The organism is Nocardioides sp. zg-1228 (assembly GCF_017086465.1).
Classification (GTDB): domain Bacteria; phylum Actinomycetota; class Actinomycetes; order Propionibacteriales; family Nocardioidaceae; genus Nocardioides.
The window spans coordinates 1,642,323-1,658,178 of the sequence record NZ_CP070961.1 but is presented as its reverse complement, the minus strand read 5'-3'; the positions used below and the strand labels follow the sequence as shown (position 1 = coordinate 1,658,178).

Sequence of the window (15,856 nt, the reverse complement as noted above, 5' to 3'; positions counted from 1 at the left end):
ACGTGGGCGGGGCGTCGTCGTCCCGGGCCCGCCGGTGGCCGTGTCGACATCGTCACAGCGGCGTGAGTCACACGAAAACGAGGCGCGCGATGTCGGTGCGGCCACGTAGCGTCTGGTGCTTGTGACGGTGACCGAGATCCAGACCCACGAGGCACCGGCGGCGACGTCCGCGACCGATGGGCTGCCGCCGGGCCGGGTGCCCGTCGACTGGCGCCGCGTGCGGCGTCCGCTGACCTATCTCTGCTTCTCGATGTCCCTGCTGGGCGCGGTCGCCGCGTCCCTCGGCTCCATGGTCGCGGGCCGGCTCGCCGACAGCCCCACCGAGCGCCTCCTGGTGCTCCTGGCGCTGTGCGTGGTGGGCGGCGCGGTCATCGACACCGTCGCCAAGACCGTCTGGGCCACGATCTGCGACCGCGCCGAGGGCCAGCTGCGCGCCGACCTGCTCGACGCGGCGATGGCGCAGCCGCTGTCCGAGCTGTCCGAGCAGGCCGTGGGCGAGGTGCTCGACCGCATCGACGACGACACCTGGGAGGTCGGCCAGCTGATGCGCTGGGGCGTGTGGCAGGCCGCGCGCACCCTCCTCGCGTCCGGCCCGCTGTGGGTGGTCGCCTCGCTCACCTGGTGGCCGGCCGTCTTCCTCTTCCCGCTGACCGCCGTCGTCACGTTCACGGTGATCCGCCGGCTGCTGCCGCTCGTCGCGCAGCGCAAGGTCATCGAGGAGGCCGCCTGGACCGACCACGCGGCGTCCACCGAGGAGGGCGTCGCCGCCCGCGACGACCTGCGCACCTCGCTCGGCCAGGCCCACGTCCTGCGCCGCAACGCCCACCTGGCGTCCGTCGTCCACCGCACCCTCGACGCCGTCCTGGCCGTCGAGGTGCGCATCACCCGCCGCAGCGGCGGCATGCTCCACGGCGCCCTGGCCGCGGTCGGAGTGGTCGGGGTGGCGCTGGTGCTCTCCGGCGACCTGAGCACGGCCCGCCTGGTCACCCTCTTCCTCGTCACCACGATGTTCGTCGGCGGCGTCGACATGCTCGCGCGCCACCTGCCCGACCTCCAGGAGGGGTTCGGCGCGGTGCTGCGGCTGCGCGGGATGCTCGCCTCGCCGGCCGAGCCCACGGGCGGCCTGCCCGTGCCCGACGGGCCCCTCGACGTCGAGTTCCGCCACCTCGAGTTCAGCTACGGCACCGGCACGTTCGCCCTTCGCGACGTCGACCTGCGGCTCAGCGCCGGCCACACCTGCGCGCTCGTCGGTCGCACCGGCTCGGGCAAGTCGACGCTGGCCTCCCTGCTCTCCCGCGCGGTCGAGCCCCCGCGCGGCACGGTCTTCCTCGGCGGGGTCGACGTCCTCGACCTCGACCTCCAGCAGCTGCGCTCCGCCGTCGGCGTGGTCACCCAGCGCACCGAGGTGCTCGCCGGCACGCTCGCCGACAACATCACCCTCTTCACCGACGTCCCGTCCGCCGTGGTGGAGGCGGCCGTGGCCGAGCTCGGCCTGACCGACTGGGTGGCCGGCCTGCCCGAGGGCCTCGACACCGTCCTCGGCCCCGGCGGCACCAGCCTGTCGGCCGGCGAGGAGCAGCTCGTCGCGTTCGCGCGGCTGCTCGTGCGCGACGTCAGCGTCGTGGTCCTCGACGAGGCCACCGCCCGCATGGACCCAGTCACCGAGGCCCGCGTGGTGCAGGCCGCCGACCGGCTGATCTCCGGGCGCACCGGCATCCTGGTCGCGCACCGGCTCTCCACCACCGAGCGGGCCGAGCAGGTGGCTGTGCTCGAGTCCGGGCGCGTCGTCCAGCAGGGCCCCCGCGGCCGCCTGGCCGCCGAGGACGGGCCCTTCCGCGACCTCCTCGAGGCAGCGGCCCACGAGCCCGTCGTCGAGGAGCACCACCACGACGAGTCGACGATCGGGTCCGTGCGCCGCAGCACCACTCCCCCGGCACCGCCCCGGCTCGCCCCGACGCCGAGCCTGGCCCGCCAGGTGGTCCACACGATCAGCATCCAGCCGCAGTGGGGCATGCTCGGCGCGTTCCTCTTCCTCGCCTCGTCGCTGACCGGCGCGTTCGGCGCGGTCACGGGGTGGGTGTGGGGTCACATCGTCACCGACCTGCAGGCGGGCGAGCGGCCCACCCTCCTGGTGGTGGCCCTGGTCGCCTCGCTCCTCATCGGCCCGCTCCTGCTCGCCCAGGCCTTCCGCTCCTACCCCCACTGGTGGGTGGAGGTACGGCTGCGGGTGCGCGCCGCGGTGCTGCACGGGCAGACCGCGCAGCGCCGGCTGCTCCGCACGCCGCCCGGCGAGGTCGTCGCTCGCACCATGGACGCCGACCGGCTGGCCCGCTACACCGACCGCTGGGTCGACTTCGTCAACGGTCTCGTCGTTGCGCTGGTGACCGCGCTCATCGCCCAGACCTGGCTCGCCGGCGCGGTCCTGCTGACGGTCATGGTCGCCTCGGCGCTGGCCTCCACCCTCGGGCGCCGGGTCGCCGGCCGCTCGGCCGCGGCCGCGTCGACGGCCCGCGCGCGGTTCGGCCAGTCGCTCGTCTCCGCGCTCGAGTCTGCCCGCACGGTCAAGCTGGCCGCCGCCACGCCGCAGGTCCACCAGCACCTGCGCGCCGTCGACGGCGGGCGCGTCGACGCCGCCGTGCGCGAGCACCGCGTCCAGGCCCTCCTCGACGGCGTTCCCGTCGTGATGGTGCAGTGTGGCGTCGTGGCCGCCTGGGCAGGTCTGCTCACCGGCCGCTGGGAGCTCGCGACCGCACTCCTCGTGGCCAACGCCGTCAGCGGCTTCGACTGGTTCGGCCGCGTGGCCGGGTCCGTCGTCACCGAGGCCCCCGGCACCCGCGCGTGGATGAACGCCACCAGCGAGCTCGCCGGCGGCGGCGACCTGATGGACCTCCCGCCGGGCGTCGACCTGGTGCGCGGCACCGGCCCGGTGCCCGCGACGGCGCACCGCGAGCCGCTGCGCACGCTGACGCTCCGCGACGTCTCCGCGGTGCACGACGACGGCACGCTGGGCGTCGAGGGCGTCGATCTCGACGTGCAGGCCGGCGAGCTCGTGCTCCTGCTCGGCCAGGTCGGCTCCGGCAAGTCGAGCCTGCTCGGCGCGCTCGCCGGGCTCGTCGGCAGCACGGGCGAGATCCGCTGGAACGACCGGCTCGTCGACAACCCCCAGATCGCGCTGCGCCCCGGCCGCGTGGCCCACGTCGCGCAGGTGCCGCGGGTGCTGTCCGGCACGTTCACCGACAACGTCGCCCTCGACCACGCCGACAGGTCGGTGATGCCCGCCCTCGAGGCGGCCCGCATGGGGCGCGACGTCACCGAGGCCGGCGGTCCCGACGCGCTCGTCGGCCACCGCGGCGTACGCCTGTCCGGTGGGCAGGTGCAGCGCCTCGCGCTGGCGCGGGCGCTGGCCACCGAGTCCGACGTGCTCCTGGCCGACGACGTGTCGTCCGCGCTCGACGCCGCCACCGAGATCGAGCTGTGGCAGGCGCTGCGCGCCCGGGGCACCGCCGTCGTGGGCGCGACCAGCAAGGCGGCCGCGCTCGCGCAGGCCGACCGGGTCGTGGTGCTCGACTCGGGCCGGGTGGTCGACCAGGGGCCCTGGCGCGAGCTCGCCGGGCGCTGGGCCCACCTGGCCGGCTGAGCCGGGCGCACGTCCCGTCCGCCCCCACCCGTCACGCCTCCCCGTCCCACCGCCGTCCCTCCCGCCTGCGTTCGTCGCGGCGCCCACGGGGCGTCCGGGCGGCTTGTGGCCCCATGGTTGGGTGGGGACATGCGCGTCGTCATCGCCGGTGCCTCGGGATTCCTCGGCACCCACCTGTCCGACCACCTCCGGGTGCACGGGCACGAGGTGACCGCCCTCGTCCGCAGCGAGCCGGCCTCCGCGCACCAGTCGCGCTGGGACCCCGCCGAGGGCGTGATCGACAAGGAGCTCGTCGGGCGCGCCCACGCGGTGGTCAACCTCGCCGGGGCGCCCATCGCCGGCAACCCGCACTCGAGGAAGTGGGCGGGCGAGGTGCTCGACTCCCGGGTCTCCACCACCCGCCTGCTCGCCGAGACCATCGCGGCCTCGGAGCGCCCGGCGGCCTTCATCGCCGGCAACGGCATCGCCTGGTACGGCGACCACGGCACGTCGGCGGTCACCGAGGACACGCCCAGCGCGGGCGACACGTTCCTCACCCGGGTCTCGCACGCGTGGTCGGCCGCCGCCGACGCGGCCCGCGACGCCGGGGCGCGGGTGTGCGAGCTGCGCACGGCCCCCGTCATGGACCGCACCTCCCCGCCGCTGAAGCAGCTGCGCCTGCTCTTCCAGGCCGGCGGCGGCGCCCGGCTCGGGTCCGGCGAGCAGTTCATGCCGATGATCTCGCTGCGCGACTGGATCGGCGCGGTGAGCTACCTCATCGAGTCACGTGACGTGTCCGGGGCGTTCAACCTCTGCTGCCCCCGCACGCCCACCAACGCCGAGTTCACCCGCGCGCTGGCCGCGGCGCTGCACCGCAAGGCGTTCCTCGCCGTGCCCGCGCCGCTCATGCGCCGCGCCGCCGGCGATCTGGCCCCCGAGCTCCTGGGCTCCGTCAACGCCCGGCCCGCCGCGCTCGAGCGGGCGGGCTACGACTTCGAGGACGAGGACGTGCGCGAGGTGCTGGCGGCCGCGCTGTCCTGAGCGCGGCCGACGTGGCGCACCTCCGCCACCAGCCACCTCCCGTCCGCACGGACCAGCACCACCCGTCGCGTCGACGGACGGCCGGCGGGCAGCGCGACGGGCGTCCCGGCCCCCACGGCCGTGCCGCCGACCACGCGGTCGGTCACGACGAGCTCCCGTCGACCGGGCGCCCGGGCGACCACCCGCAGCGCCAGCACCTGGGTGGTCAGCCCCTCCACGCGCAGGCCACGGCGTCGGTAGTCGCGCAGCTGGCCCACGTCGGCCGCGCCGGCCGCGGAGCCGTCGGCGTAGAGCCGCGCCAGCGCCTCGGCGTCCCCCGCCGCCCACGCCGCGGCCCGCTCGGCGTCCCAGGCGGCCAGCACCGCCGCGGGGCCGGTGCGCCGGGTCGCACTGGCGGCGGCGTCGCGCGACCGGCGCTCCGAGCCGGACTCCGGACGGGCCGCGGGGCCGCCCCGGTCAGGACGCGCCAGGGCCACCACGAGGGTCGCGACGACCAGGGCGCAGGCGAGCGCGGTGAGCGCGGGCAGCAGGCGGCGCGGATCCATCCCGCCAGCGTGCCGGATCCCCCACCCGCCCGCAGGCGTCATCCACAGCCTCCGCGGTACGTACGCCCTCCGGCAGCCGCGTAGGCTCGGGCACATGCCGCTCGAGCACGACGCCACCACCGCGCTGGACTTCGAGGTCGCCGGGCTGGGCGACGACGCCGTCGACTACCTGGCCGCGTGGGACCTCCAGCGCCGGGTGCACGAGGAGGTCGTCGCCGGCGAGCGGCCCGGCACCGTGCTGCTGCTCGAGCACCCGCCGGTCTTCACCGCCGGCAAGCGCACCGACCCGCACGAGCGGCCGCTCGACCCCGGGGGCGCCGACGTCATCGACGTCGACCGCGGCGGCAAGATCACCTTCCACGGCCCCGGCCAGCTCGTCGGCTACCCGATCGTGGCCCTGCCCGACCACGTGAAGGTCGTCGACTACGTGCGCCGCGTCGAGGAGGCGCTCATCGCCGTGTGCACCGACCTCGGCGTCACCACGGCCCGCATCCCCGGCCGCAGCGGCGTGTGGCTGCGCGAGGACGAGCGCGGACCGGAGCGCAAGATCGCCGCCATCGGGATCCGCGTGAGCCGCGGGGTGACGATGCACGGCTTCGCGATCAACTGCGACGTCGACCTCGGCTGGTACGACCGGTTCGTCCCCTGCGGGATCGCCGACGCCGGCGTGACCTCGCTGTCGCACGAGCTCGGCCGTGACGTCACCGTCGCCGACGTGCTGCCCGCCGTGCGCCGCCACTTGGCGACGTACCTGGCGTGGCAGCCCTACGACGCCACCCCCGACTACGACCCGCGCCCCGAGCCGGGCCGCGCTCGCATCGAGCTGGTGCGCCCGGGCGGCTGAGCCCCGACCCGGCACGTCGCCTCGCAGCAGGCGAGCCCGCGTGCGGATGCTGGTTGGGGGCGCTCGGAGCCCCGTCGTAGAGTGGCAGGTGTGACGACTGCTCCCGCACCCGAAGGACGCAAGCTCCTCCGACTGGAGATCCGCAACGCGGAGACCCCGATCGAGCGCAAGCCGGAGTGGATCAAGACCCGCGCCAAGATGGGCCCGGAGTACACCTCCCTGCAGAACCTGGTGAAGTCCGAAGGGCTCCACACGGTGTGCCAGGAGGCCGGCTGCCCCAACATCTTCGAGTGCTGGGAGGACCGCGAGGCCACCTTCCTCATCGGCGGCGACCAGTGCACGCGTCGGTGCGACTTCTGCCAGATCGACACGGGCAAGCCGCAGCCGCTCGACCGCGACGAGCCGCGCCGGGTGGCGGAGTCGGTGCAGAAGATGCAGCTGCGCTACGCCACCATCACCGGCGTCGCGCGCGACGACCTGCCCGACGGCGGCGCCTGGCTCTACGCCGAGACCGTGCGCGCGATCCACGAGCTCAACCCCGACACGGGCGTGGAGAACCTGATCCCCGACTTCAACGGCAAGCCCGACCTGCTGCGGGAGGTCTTCGAGTCGCGGCCCGAGGTGCTCGCCCACAACGTCGAGACCGTGCCGCGGATCTTCAAGCGGATCCGCCCGGCGTTCCGCTACGACCGCTCCCTCGACGTCATCACCCAGGCCCGCGACTTCGGCCTGGTCACCAAGTCCAACCTGATCCTCGGCATGGGCGAGACCCGCGAGGAGGTCAGCCAGGCGCTGCGCGACCTCCACGAGGCGGGCTGCGAGCTGATCACCATCACCCAATACCTGCGCCCCTCCCCCCGCCACCACCCCGTCGAGCGGTGGGTCAAGCCGGAGGAGTTCGTCGAGCTCAAGGCCGAGGCCGACGAGATCGGCTTCGCCGGCGCCCTGTCCGGCCCGCTGGTCCGCTCGTCCTACCGCGCCGGACGCCTGTACGGTCAGGCGATGGACGCGCGCGCCGCCGCCACCGCCTGACAGCACCACCGCTCCACCTCCCGAAGCACCTGTCGAAGCACCTGTTGAACACCTGACCGGACAAGGCCACCTCATGTCGACCCCCGCCACCACGCCCACCTCGCGCCGTGGGCAGATCATGCAGACCTACCAGATGGCCAAGCGGAGCGACCCGCGCCTGGGCCTGATCGTGATGGGCGTGTTCGTGCTCGGCGCGGCCCTCGGCTTCGCCGTGATGTGGGTGCTGCCGGGCGAGGGCCTGCTCGGCTGGATCATGTCCGTCGTCGGCGCGGTGCTCTTCGGCGCGCTCTTCGCGCTCCTCGTCTTCGGCCGCCGCGCCCAGAAGGCGGCGTACACGCAGATGGAGGGCCAGCCGGCCGCGGCCGCGGGCGCCCTGCAGATGCTGCGTCGCGGCTGGAAGGTCGACCCCGTCGTCGGGTTCACCAAGCAGCAGGACGTCGTGCACCGCGTCGTCGGTCCCCCCGGCATCGTCCTCGTCGGAGAGGGCTCCAGCCCCGCCCGCGTCCGCCAGCTGCTCACCACCGAGCACCGCAAGCACGAGCGCGTGGCCTACGGCGTGCCGATCCACGAGGTCGTGTGCGGTCGCGGCGAGGGCGAGGTGCCGCTGCCCAAGCTCGTGCGCCACGTCCAGAAGCTCGGCCGCAACGTCAAGCCGGCCGAGATGACCGACATCCTCCAGCGGCTCCGGGCCCTCGACGCCCAGCGCGGCAAGCTGCCGCTGCCCAAGGGGCCGATGCCGACCTCGATGAAGGGCATGCGCTCGCAGCAGCGCGGCCGCTGACCGCAGCCGGGATGCCTGCGCTCGACGGACTGACCGACGCCGAGGTGGCGATCGCGGCGGCTCGAGCAGGCGCCGACGTGGTGGCCCGCGCCTACGGATCCGCGCACGTGCGCTTCGCGAAGACCCCCACCGACTTCGCCACCGATACCGACCTCCGCGCCGAAGAGGCGATCGTCCGGGTCCTGCAGGAGCACCGCCCGGCCGACGCGCGCACGGGCGAGGAGTCGGGAGCCGGCGGCCCGGCCGCGGCGTCGCGGCGGTGGCTCATCGATCCGCTCTGCGGCACGCTCAACTTCGCGGCCACCACGCCTCTCATGGCGGTCAACGTCGCGCTCACCCACGACGGCGCCACCATCGCGGCCGCCGTCGTCGACCCGATCGCCGACGAGCTGTTCTGGACCGACGGATCCCGCGCGCTCGTCCGCCCGGGTGGCGGCACGGATCGGGCGCTCGAGCCGACCCCGGCATCCGGCCTGCTCGAGATCAACTGCGACGGGCCGCTGGACCGGCCGTTCGTCGGCGGGCAGCTCGTCCACGATCCCGGGGTCCGAGCCGCCTACGGTCCCCGGGTCATCTCCTCGACGCTGGGCGTCGTCTGGGTCGCCGTGGGTCGCCGGGCGTCCTACGTCTCCGACGGCTCGTTCCGGGGCAACCTCCACTTCGCCGCCGGGATCGCGGTGGCCGAGGCCGCCGGCTGCGTCGTCACGGACCTCGCGGGAGACCCCCTCCACACCGGCCGCGGCCTCGTCGTCTCGGCGGATCCCACGACGCACCAGGAGGTGCTCGCGCTGGTGCGGCCGCACCTGTCGGCCGTCGCCACCGTCGGCTGACGGGCGTACGCACCCTGGGTGCGGGCGCGGGTCAGATCCGGACGGTGCGCGTGCCGGCGGCGACGTCGTGCAGCCCGCGTCCGTCGTACGTCAGCAGCGGCGGCACGAGCAGCGCGACGAGCACCGAGCGGACGAGCGCCCGCAGCAGCGACACCGGTCGGCCGGAGCCGTCCGACCTGACCACCCGGAGCCGGGTCGCGAGCTTGCCGAACGACCCGCCGGCCAGGGCGGTGAACACCGCCGACTCGAGGACGAAGAGCGCCAGCGTGCCGAGGCCGTTGGGGTTGCCACCGAGCACGCCGGCCGCCACGAGGCCCTCGACCACGGCGAGGCACGCGATCCAGTCGACGACGAGCGCGAGGACCCGCCTGCGGAAGCTGGCTGACTCGAGCTCCGGTGTTACAGCGCTGGTCACGTGGCCAGCCTAGGAGGCGCGAGCAGCGGCCCATCGGCCGGTCACCTGTTACACGCGCGAAACAATCGGGATACGGTCAGGAAACTGCTCCCGCCTAGCGTGGCGGCACGGTGCAACGAGGCTCCGCTCCCGAACGCTGCAATCGACGTGCGCGCGCCGCCGTCAAGGAGGAACCGAATGTTCAACAACTCCGATGAGCTCCTGAAGTTCATCAAGGACGAGCGCGTCGAGATGGTCGACGTGCGCTTCTGCGACCTTCCCGGCGTGATGCAGCACTTCACGGTGCCCGCCGGCGCGTTCGGTCCGGAGGTGTTCGAGGACGGCCTCGCCTTCGACGGCTCGTCGATCCGTGGCTTCCAGGCGATCCACGAGTCGGACATGTCGCTGCTGCCCGACCCGACCACGGCCTACATCGACCCGTTCCGCACCGCGAAGACGCTGGTCATCAACTTCTTCATCCACGACCCGATCACCGGCGAGGCCTACAGCCGCGACCCGCGCAACATCGCCAAGAAGGCGATGGCCTACCTCGCCTCGACCGGCATCGGCGACACCGCCTACTTCGCCCCCGAGGCAGAGTTCTACGTCTTCGACGAGGTCCGCTTCGCCACCTCCGCCAACGAGGGCTTCTACCGCGTCGACTCCGAGGCGGGCGCGTGGAACTCCGGCGCCGCCGGCACCGCCGACCGCCCCAACCGCGGCTACAAGGTCAAGTACAAGGGCGGCTACTTCCCGGTCGCGCCCTACGACCACTTCGGCGAGCTGCGCGACGAGATGGTCAAGGAGCTCGAGGCCTCCGGCCTCTCCGTGGAGCGTGCCCACCACGAGGTCGGCACCGCCGGCCAGGCCGAGATCAACTACCGCTTCGACGAGCTGCTCAAGGCCGCCGACGACGTGATGAAGTTCAAGTACATCGTCAAGAACGTCGCCTGGCGCAACGGCAAGACAGCCACCTTCATGCCGAAGCCCATCTTCGGCGACAACGGCTCGGGCATGCACGCCCACCAGTCGATCTGGAAGGACGGCGAGCCGCTGTTCTACGACGAGACCGGCTACGCCGGCCTGTCGGACATGGCCCGCTACTACATCGGCGGCATCCTCAAGCACGCCCCGTCGCTGCTGGCGTTCACCAACCCGACGGTGAACTCCTACCACCGCCTGGTCCCGGGCTTCGAGGCCCCGGTCTCGCTGGTCTACTCCCAGCGCAACCGCTCGGCCTGCGTGCGCATCCCGATCACGGGCGCCAACCCCAAGGCCAAGCGCATCGAGTTCCGCTGCCCCGACCCGTCGGCCAACCCCTACCTCGCGTTCTCCGCGCTGCTACTCGCCGGCATCGACGGCATCCAGAACAAGATCGAGCCGCCGGCCCCGATCGACAAGGACATCTACGAGCTGCCGCCGGACGAGATGGCCGACATCGCCCAGGTCCCCACCTCGCTCGGCGCGGTGATGGAGAACCTCGAGCGGGACCACGAGTTCCTCACGGCCGGCAACGTCTTCACGCCCGACCTGATCGAGACCTGGATCGACTACAAGCGCACCAACGAGATCCTCCCGATCCAGCTGCGCCCCCACCCGCACGAGTTCGAGCTCTACTACGACATCTGAGCCACGCTCAGCGCTGACCTGCGGAGTCACCCGCTGATCCGCGTCTGACCTGCGAGAACGTCCCTGGACAGCTTCGGTTGTCCAGGGACGTTTTCAGTTGGCTGATGGGATGGGTGTCGCACGGACGCGACGGCGTCCGTTGGTCGCGGCCCGTAGCCCAACCCGCCCAGAATGACGCGACCCCCTGTAGCGGGCCGCGAGTTGGCCCCTAGGCGCGCCGCACACTTCGAGCGCCCACTTACTTGGCCTGGAGTACGCCGCGACGGGCCTGATTGGTCTGGTGTCGAGTCGGACTGATACCGGATGCGCCGGCATGCTTCCTTGTAGTATCGAATAGTGACGTATCCCCCGTCGGTGTGGCGCGAGTTTGGCTATCGTGGAAACCTCTATTCGACTGACCCGATCGAAGTGAGCAACGAAGGCAGGGCCCTTCTCGTTGGTCGAGAGACTGAACTGGCAAAAATCGCCAGACAACTAAGCGGTGGTGCCAGTGTCATCGCACTTGAGGGTGACTTCGGCGTAGGGAAGACCAGTCTCGCGGCGGCTGCTGCGTATGACGCTACGGGGTGGCGCGCGACTGGCGGCCCCTTGTTTATTGCGGCGAAATCGCGACTCAGTCTCCGTCCGGATGACACGCGAGATAGTTTTGAGCGCCGGACGATGCGCGTCGTAGCGGCTGCACTGATCGAAGCTGCCGAGCTACTCCGGGGCGAGGGGCGAGCCCTCGGGGCCGTCGACGCAATGAATCGCTGGCTCAACGAGCCCGAAGCTGTTTCTAGAAACGGCCAAGTCAGCGTGTCTGTCCTCGGCAGCGGCGGCGGCGGGGGCCTCGGCACCACGCGCACACCAAACGAAACTCAGGGGTTCGCCGAAGATGGCATGATCGCGCTCGTTGACGAGTGGCTCAAACAAGCGTTTCCTGACCGTGAATCCGGCGGCGTTATCTGCTTTCTGGACAACCTAGAGGAGTTGCGCGACAGTGCAACGGCCCTCGCAGTCATGGAGCCCCTCAGGGATGCGCTCTTCAAGCGTCCCGGCTTGAGATGGATCGTCGGCGGCGCACAGGGGATGGTGCGAGCAGCCTATTCCAGTCCAAAAATGACAGGCGTCTTCTTGAATCCTATCGACGTCTATCCCTTGTCCGACGATGTCGCCCCGGCGGTCATTGGGGCACGAGCATTAGCCCTGCGAGAGTCAGATGACGCCTTTCCTCCGGTGTCGGAACAGGCCTTTGCGCATCTCTATGTGTCAATCGGCAAGAACCTCCGCTATGCACTGAACCTCGCTGAGAGATACTCATTCGATCAGGATGCGGAGGCGCTTCGCGCGGTGACTGGAGCAGAACGCGACGCGCAGTTCGGCGAGTCGATCCTTCGCGAGGCGGACGCCGTGTACGGATCTTATGCATCGAATCTGACGAAAGCAGACTGGAAGGTGTTCGACACACTGCTTCGCGAGAAGTCGGGCTCGTGTAGCCCCAGCGACTTCAATGCGTTTGGCTACGCGGCGATGCCCCCTCTACTTGTGAGGGTACGAAAGCTGGAGAGCGCCCACTTGGTCAGCTATACGACGGATGACGCAGATCAACGCAGGCGTACGATTTCGGTGACTGATCACGGACGACTTGCGTACTATCGGCACGTGAATTCTTAACCCCCATACAGCGCGCCTGGGGGTTGGCGGCTCCTCCCGTGCAAATGGACAGAACGTCCGGATGCACAATGAGCGTTAGCCTCCGGTCCACGGCTCTGCGCGATGAGTTCGTCGCCGCCTGAGGGCTGCGCGAGACAACCTGGCTTATCGGTAGCAACGTGAGTCGCGTCCTCGTACGGTGTCGCCATGACACGGGGATCAAAGAGTAGGCCGCTGGTCGGTGCTCACGGACTCTTCTGGGACCGGCACGAGATCGACTGGAACGCGGGTCGCGGAACCACTTACCAAATGCTCGGATATGGAGGGGACCGACGACCGCGACTTGAGATCTGCGACTTCCGGAGAGCGCGCGGCACCTACGTTCTTTACAATGATTATGGACCGACCTACGTTGGCAGAGCGCGAGGCAACCAAGGTTTCGGAAACCGCTTGTCCGCTCATCACAGGGATAAGTCCAAGCGCTGGGTTAGGTTTTCGTGGTTCGCCTTCGACTCAGTAGAGAACTGGCCTGAACACGATTGCTGGCGGCGGCCCGCCGCCGACGATGCGTCCAATGCAGTCGGCAGCCAGAGCGCGATCGACGGTGTTGAAGCCTTGATGATCGTGGCCTTCGGCCTGAGCGGTCAAAGTCAGATGAAACTAGGCGACGGCGGGCCTTGGAAGCAATTGACCTACCAAGACTGCGGCCCTGGGGGCATCGGCAGACGAGTGGCCGCGAAACCGATCCGTACGCCGACGCTCCGCGAGGCCCTAGCCTTTCAGTGGGGGTAGAACCGGTTGCACGAGAGTTGGCCGAACTAGTCTCTGCCGCTGGTGGGCCTGCTGCCCCAATGGTTGGTAGCCCGATCTAGCCCATTCCGCCGCCTGACGGCGCAGCTCAGACTGGACGGCCGCCATGCGGCCCCCAATGACCCCTAGCCATGGTCGCCGGCGCTCACAAGGCGGAGCGAGCTACATCGTGGTTCCGCAAGCGGACATTGGCAGACACCCCGTGCGCCCGCACGAGCAACTTGGACACGTGCAAACCACGCTCGCTTCCAGCGGGCCGTCGCGGCCGCGATCGGTCGAGTGAACTGGACGCAATCGTCGGCGTGCTCCCATATCCGTTTGGCCGGTCCGCCGGCATCAAGGGCCAACTGCGCCCACGCCACCAGCACAAACAATGGGGTCCCATGAACGCTGCAGTCCGCCTACCTCGACATCGCGCGGGCGCTGGAATCGGACCCGAATCCGTATGACAGCAACTTGTCAATCGCCAGTTCGGGCCATTGACGGTGCCTCGATCGCCCAACACGATCGGCGTGTCCAGTTCGGACATACCTTTTTTCGGGAGGAAGAATGACATCTCGGGGTTGGAGAGGCATCGCTGCTATTGCGATCGCCTGCGTAGCCACTTTCCTACCTGCAACTTCAAGTAGTGCGGAGGACATGGCGGGAGACTGGACGGTCGTCGGACGTGCCGAGGATCCGTGCGGGAAAATGAATCCGATTCGGTACGGCTACTACAGCTTTGGCGACGATCGCGGGTGGGGCTGGAGCAAGATGTACTTCAAGCACGGCGTGACCGCGATGAACGTATGGCGCGGCACGATGACGGACTCGTGCGGCACCCCGGACGTCCCCGGGTCCACTACGTGGATTTATCGGTCGAAGCTCGTCTACGAGGTGTACCAGAACGGCCAGTGGGAGGAGGTAGACTCCGTAATCACTCGAGCCATCAACCAACGCGCTCAGTTCAACGGAGAGCGCAAGGGACTGATCACCCTCTACTGTGAGGGATACATGGGTCCTTGCCCCGCCTGGGTGAACCAAGTCATTGGTGGCTCACGAGTTGAAATGCGCCGAGGAGGGCTCGCTGTGGGAAAGGACGATCAGGAAGCGTCACGCGTGACGAGCCAGCCGGCACCCGCGCTGGATCCAGCGCCTGAATCAGTCCACGTGCCGGCCGTGATGGGCGCTGCGAAGGGCGGCCGGGCGACAGCCGTACTGGCTCGGTTGGAAGCCCAGGTTCGGAAACTGACGTACGGCCTCACACCTACCCTCGTGGAGTTGCGGCAATCGGATCCCAATACCGTTGAGATCATCTACACCTATCCCGGCTACGACGGCTTGATCGGGCTTCGCCGTGACGTTTCGGTGGAATCCCCGAACGTCGATCCGAACAGCAGGGTATACGCGCTGGCCGCCAATGAGAACAACCCCGAAGAGGTCGCGACGATGTTGCGGGTAGACCTCGAAGCGCCACCCCCTGTTGATCTGTTGAAGAAGGATCAGGCGGGTGTCGCGTGGTGGGGAACTACCCAGACGGACTAGCAATTCCTTGAGTCGAATCCGCCCCTTGGGATAACCAACACGGGGCGGATTCGGCACATTTCGCGAACCCCCTCCGATCCGCACGGGGTCCGGGTACGGGCGGCGCAGCGACACCCGTATGAAGTCGCGCAGACTCGGTCGCGACCCTTTGTCGGGGAAGACGGTTCGCAGGTGCGGCGGCGCAACGCGCAGACCTGCCGCCCCTCCCCGTCCAGGAACTCGCGTCATTGCGCCGCGTTCGTTCCCGGACCGCTGGGCCAGTCCTATACGCCACACTCTTGTCGGTCCTGTTTGGGAGTGGGTCTGAGGTCGAGTCGGCAGCTCGCGGGCACCGGCGCCAGGGACTGGCCCGACCGCCGTAGTCTTCGTTCCTCTCGCCTATCTTCGGTCAGGTCTGTGGCAAACCTTCGCCCGCGGCCGGGGCCTCGAGACCCGCGATCTAGATCTAGGAGTGCCATGGTCAGGACCTACACACCTGCAGACCAGGGCGCGCTGGTCGACCTGTTTGCCCGCGTGGGCGCAGACTCGCCGAGTGGCGACCTGTGGAAGCACTTGCCGTCTGAGCGAATGGCATACCTCGACCCCTACATCGAGCACTGCCCCGACACCCTCTTCCTCGCCGAAGCCGATGGCGACCTGGTCGGCTACCTCACTGGCTGTCCGGACACTGCCCTCCTGCCCGGGGAGGACGAACGCCTGACCCAGGCGATCATCCGGCACAAGGTGATGATCAGACCGCGCTCGCTGCCGTTCTTCGCCCGGAGCCTGTTCGACGTCGTCCGGGCGAAGGTGCGAGGCGTGGAGGTCGCGTCGGGTGAGAGTGTGGACCAACGCTGGCCCGCTCACCTGCACATCAACCTCGTGCCGGAGGCCCGCGGGACCGGCGCTGCGAACGAGTTGATGGCCGCTTGGCAGAGCTGGCTCACGCACACCGCGAGTCCTGGCTGCCACCTGCAGACCTTGGTCGAGAACTCGCGGGCCACGCGGTTCTTCGAGAAGTGCGGATTCGTCCCGCACGGTTCGACGCCCTTGGTACCGGGTGTTCGATTCCGGGGAAAGCCTGTGCATCAGCAGACCATGGTCTGGTCTCCCTCGCAGCAGGGTTGAGCCCCTGCTGGGCGACGTCCTTCCCGAGAGTCTGGTGCCACGGCCGCAAGGCCTGGAGGCCAAAAGTGTGG

Annotated in this window: 12 protein-coding genes; 10 read left to right on the top strand and 2 right to left on the bottom strand. The window is 70.1% G+C overall.

Features of this window, described 5'->3' with window-relative positions:
* Positions 1 to 127 precede the first annotated feature (127 nt).
* Together JX575_RS07960 and JX575_RS07955 are read left to right on the top strand one after the other, a co-directional pair.
* Positions 128 to 3,637, top strand: a complete 3,510-nt coding sequence (locus tag JX575_RS07960; RefSeq protein ID WP_241005383.1) for an ABC transporter ATP-binding protein — start codon at positions 128 to 130, stop codon at positions 3,635 to 3,637.
* A gap of 129 nt (positions 3,638 to 3,766) precedes the next feature.
* Entirely contained in the window at positions 3,767 to 4,657 is an 891-nt protein-coding gene (locus JX575_RS07955; RefSeq protein ID WP_186341913.1) for a TIGR01777 family oxidoreductase, read from the top strand.
* Here JX575_RS07955 and JX575_RS07950 read toward each other — a convergent pair.
* On the bottom strand, positions 4,603 to 5,202 hold the full coding sequence (locus JX575_RS07950; RefSeq protein ID WP_186341912.1) for a hypothetical protein: 600 nt from the start codon (positions 5,200 to 5,202) through the stop codon (positions 4,603 to 4,605). The two genes, JX575_RS07955 and JX575_RS07950, sit on opposite strands and share 55 nt — an antisense overlap.
* A 94-nt stretch (positions 5,203 to 5,296) precedes the next feature.
* Between JX575_RS07950 and lipB the strand changes: the two genes are divergently transcribed.
* The 4 genes from lipB to JX575_RS07930 all read left to right on the top strand — a co-directional run bounded on the left by lipB (position 5,297) and on the right by JX575_RS07930 (position 8,689).
* A complete protein-coding gene (lipB, locus tag JX575_RS07945; protein ID WP_186341911.1) occupies positions 5,297 to 6,046 on the top strand; it encodes a lipoyl(octanoyl) transferase LipB in 750 nt (249 codons plus the stop codon).
* Positions 6,047 to 6,136: 90 nt separating this feature from the next.
* The gene (gene lipA / locus JX575_RS07940) at positions 6,137 to 7,078 is read left to right on the top strand and encodes a lipoyl synthase (RefSeq protein ID WP_186341910.1); all 942 of its coding nucleotides are present in this window, start codon (positions 6,137 to 6,139) and stop codon (positions 7,076 to 7,078) included.
* 73 nt (positions 7,079 to 7,151) lie between these two features.
* Positions 7,152 to 7,859 carry a DUF4191 domain-containing protein gene (locus tag JX575_RS07935; RefSeq protein WP_186341909.1) on the top strand — a complete coding sequence of 236 codons (708 nt, stop codon included), beginning with the start codon at positions 7,152 to 7,154 and terminating at the stop codon, positions 7,857 to 7,859.
* A gap of 11 nt (positions 7,860 to 7,870) precedes the next feature.
* Complete coding sequence (locus JX575_RS07930; RefSeq protein ID WP_186341908.1) at positions 7,871 to 8,689, top strand: inositol monophosphatase family protein; 819 nt, start codon at positions 7,871 to 7,873, stop codon at positions 8,687 to 8,689.
* A 31-nt stretch (positions 8,690 to 8,720) separates the two neighbouring features.
* Here JX575_RS07930 and JX575_RS07925 read toward each other — a convergent pair whose 3' ends face one another.
* Positions 8,721 to 9,104: an RDD family protein gene (locus tag JX575_RS07925; RefSeq protein ID WP_186341907.1), complete on the bottom strand. Its 384-nt coding sequence runs from the start codon at positions 9,102 to 9,104 to the stop codon at positions 8,721 to 8,723.
* Positions 9,105 to 9,281: 177 nt separating this feature from the next.
* Between JX575_RS07925 and glnA the strand changes: the two genes are divergently transcribed.
* The 4 genes from glnA (at position 9,282) to JX575_RS07905 (ending at position 15,785) form a co-directional block, all read left to right on the top strand.
* Entirely contained in the window at positions 9,282 to 10,712 is a 1,431-nt protein-coding gene (gene glnA, locus JX575_RS07920; RefSeq protein WP_186341906.1) for a type I glutamate--ammonia ligase, read from the top strand.
* A gap of 336 nt (positions 10,713 to 11,048) precedes the next feature.
* On the top strand, positions 11,049 to 12,365 hold the full coding sequence (locus JX575_RS07915) for a MarR family winged helix-turn-helix transcriptional regulator (protein WP_186341905.1): 1,317 nt from the start codon (positions 11,049 to 11,051) through the stop codon (positions 12,363 to 12,365).
* A 1,428-nt stretch (positions 12,366 to 13,793) separates the two neighbouring features.
* Positions 13,794 to 14,678 carry a hypothetical protein gene (locus JX575_RS07910; protein ID WP_186341904.1) on the top strand — a complete coding sequence of 295 codons (885 nt, stop codon included), beginning with the start codon at positions 13,794 to 13,796 and terminating at the stop codon, positions 14,676 to 14,678.
* Between the two features lie 456 nt (positions 14,679 to 15,134).
* The gene (locus JX575_RS07905) at positions 15,135 to 15,785 is read left to right on the top strand and encodes a GNAT family N-acetyltransferase (RefSeq protein WP_186341903.1); all 651 of its coding nucleotides are present in this window, start codon (positions 15,135 to 15,137) and stop codon (positions 15,783 to 15,785) included.
* Positions 15,786 to 15,856: the final 71 nt, after the last annotated feature.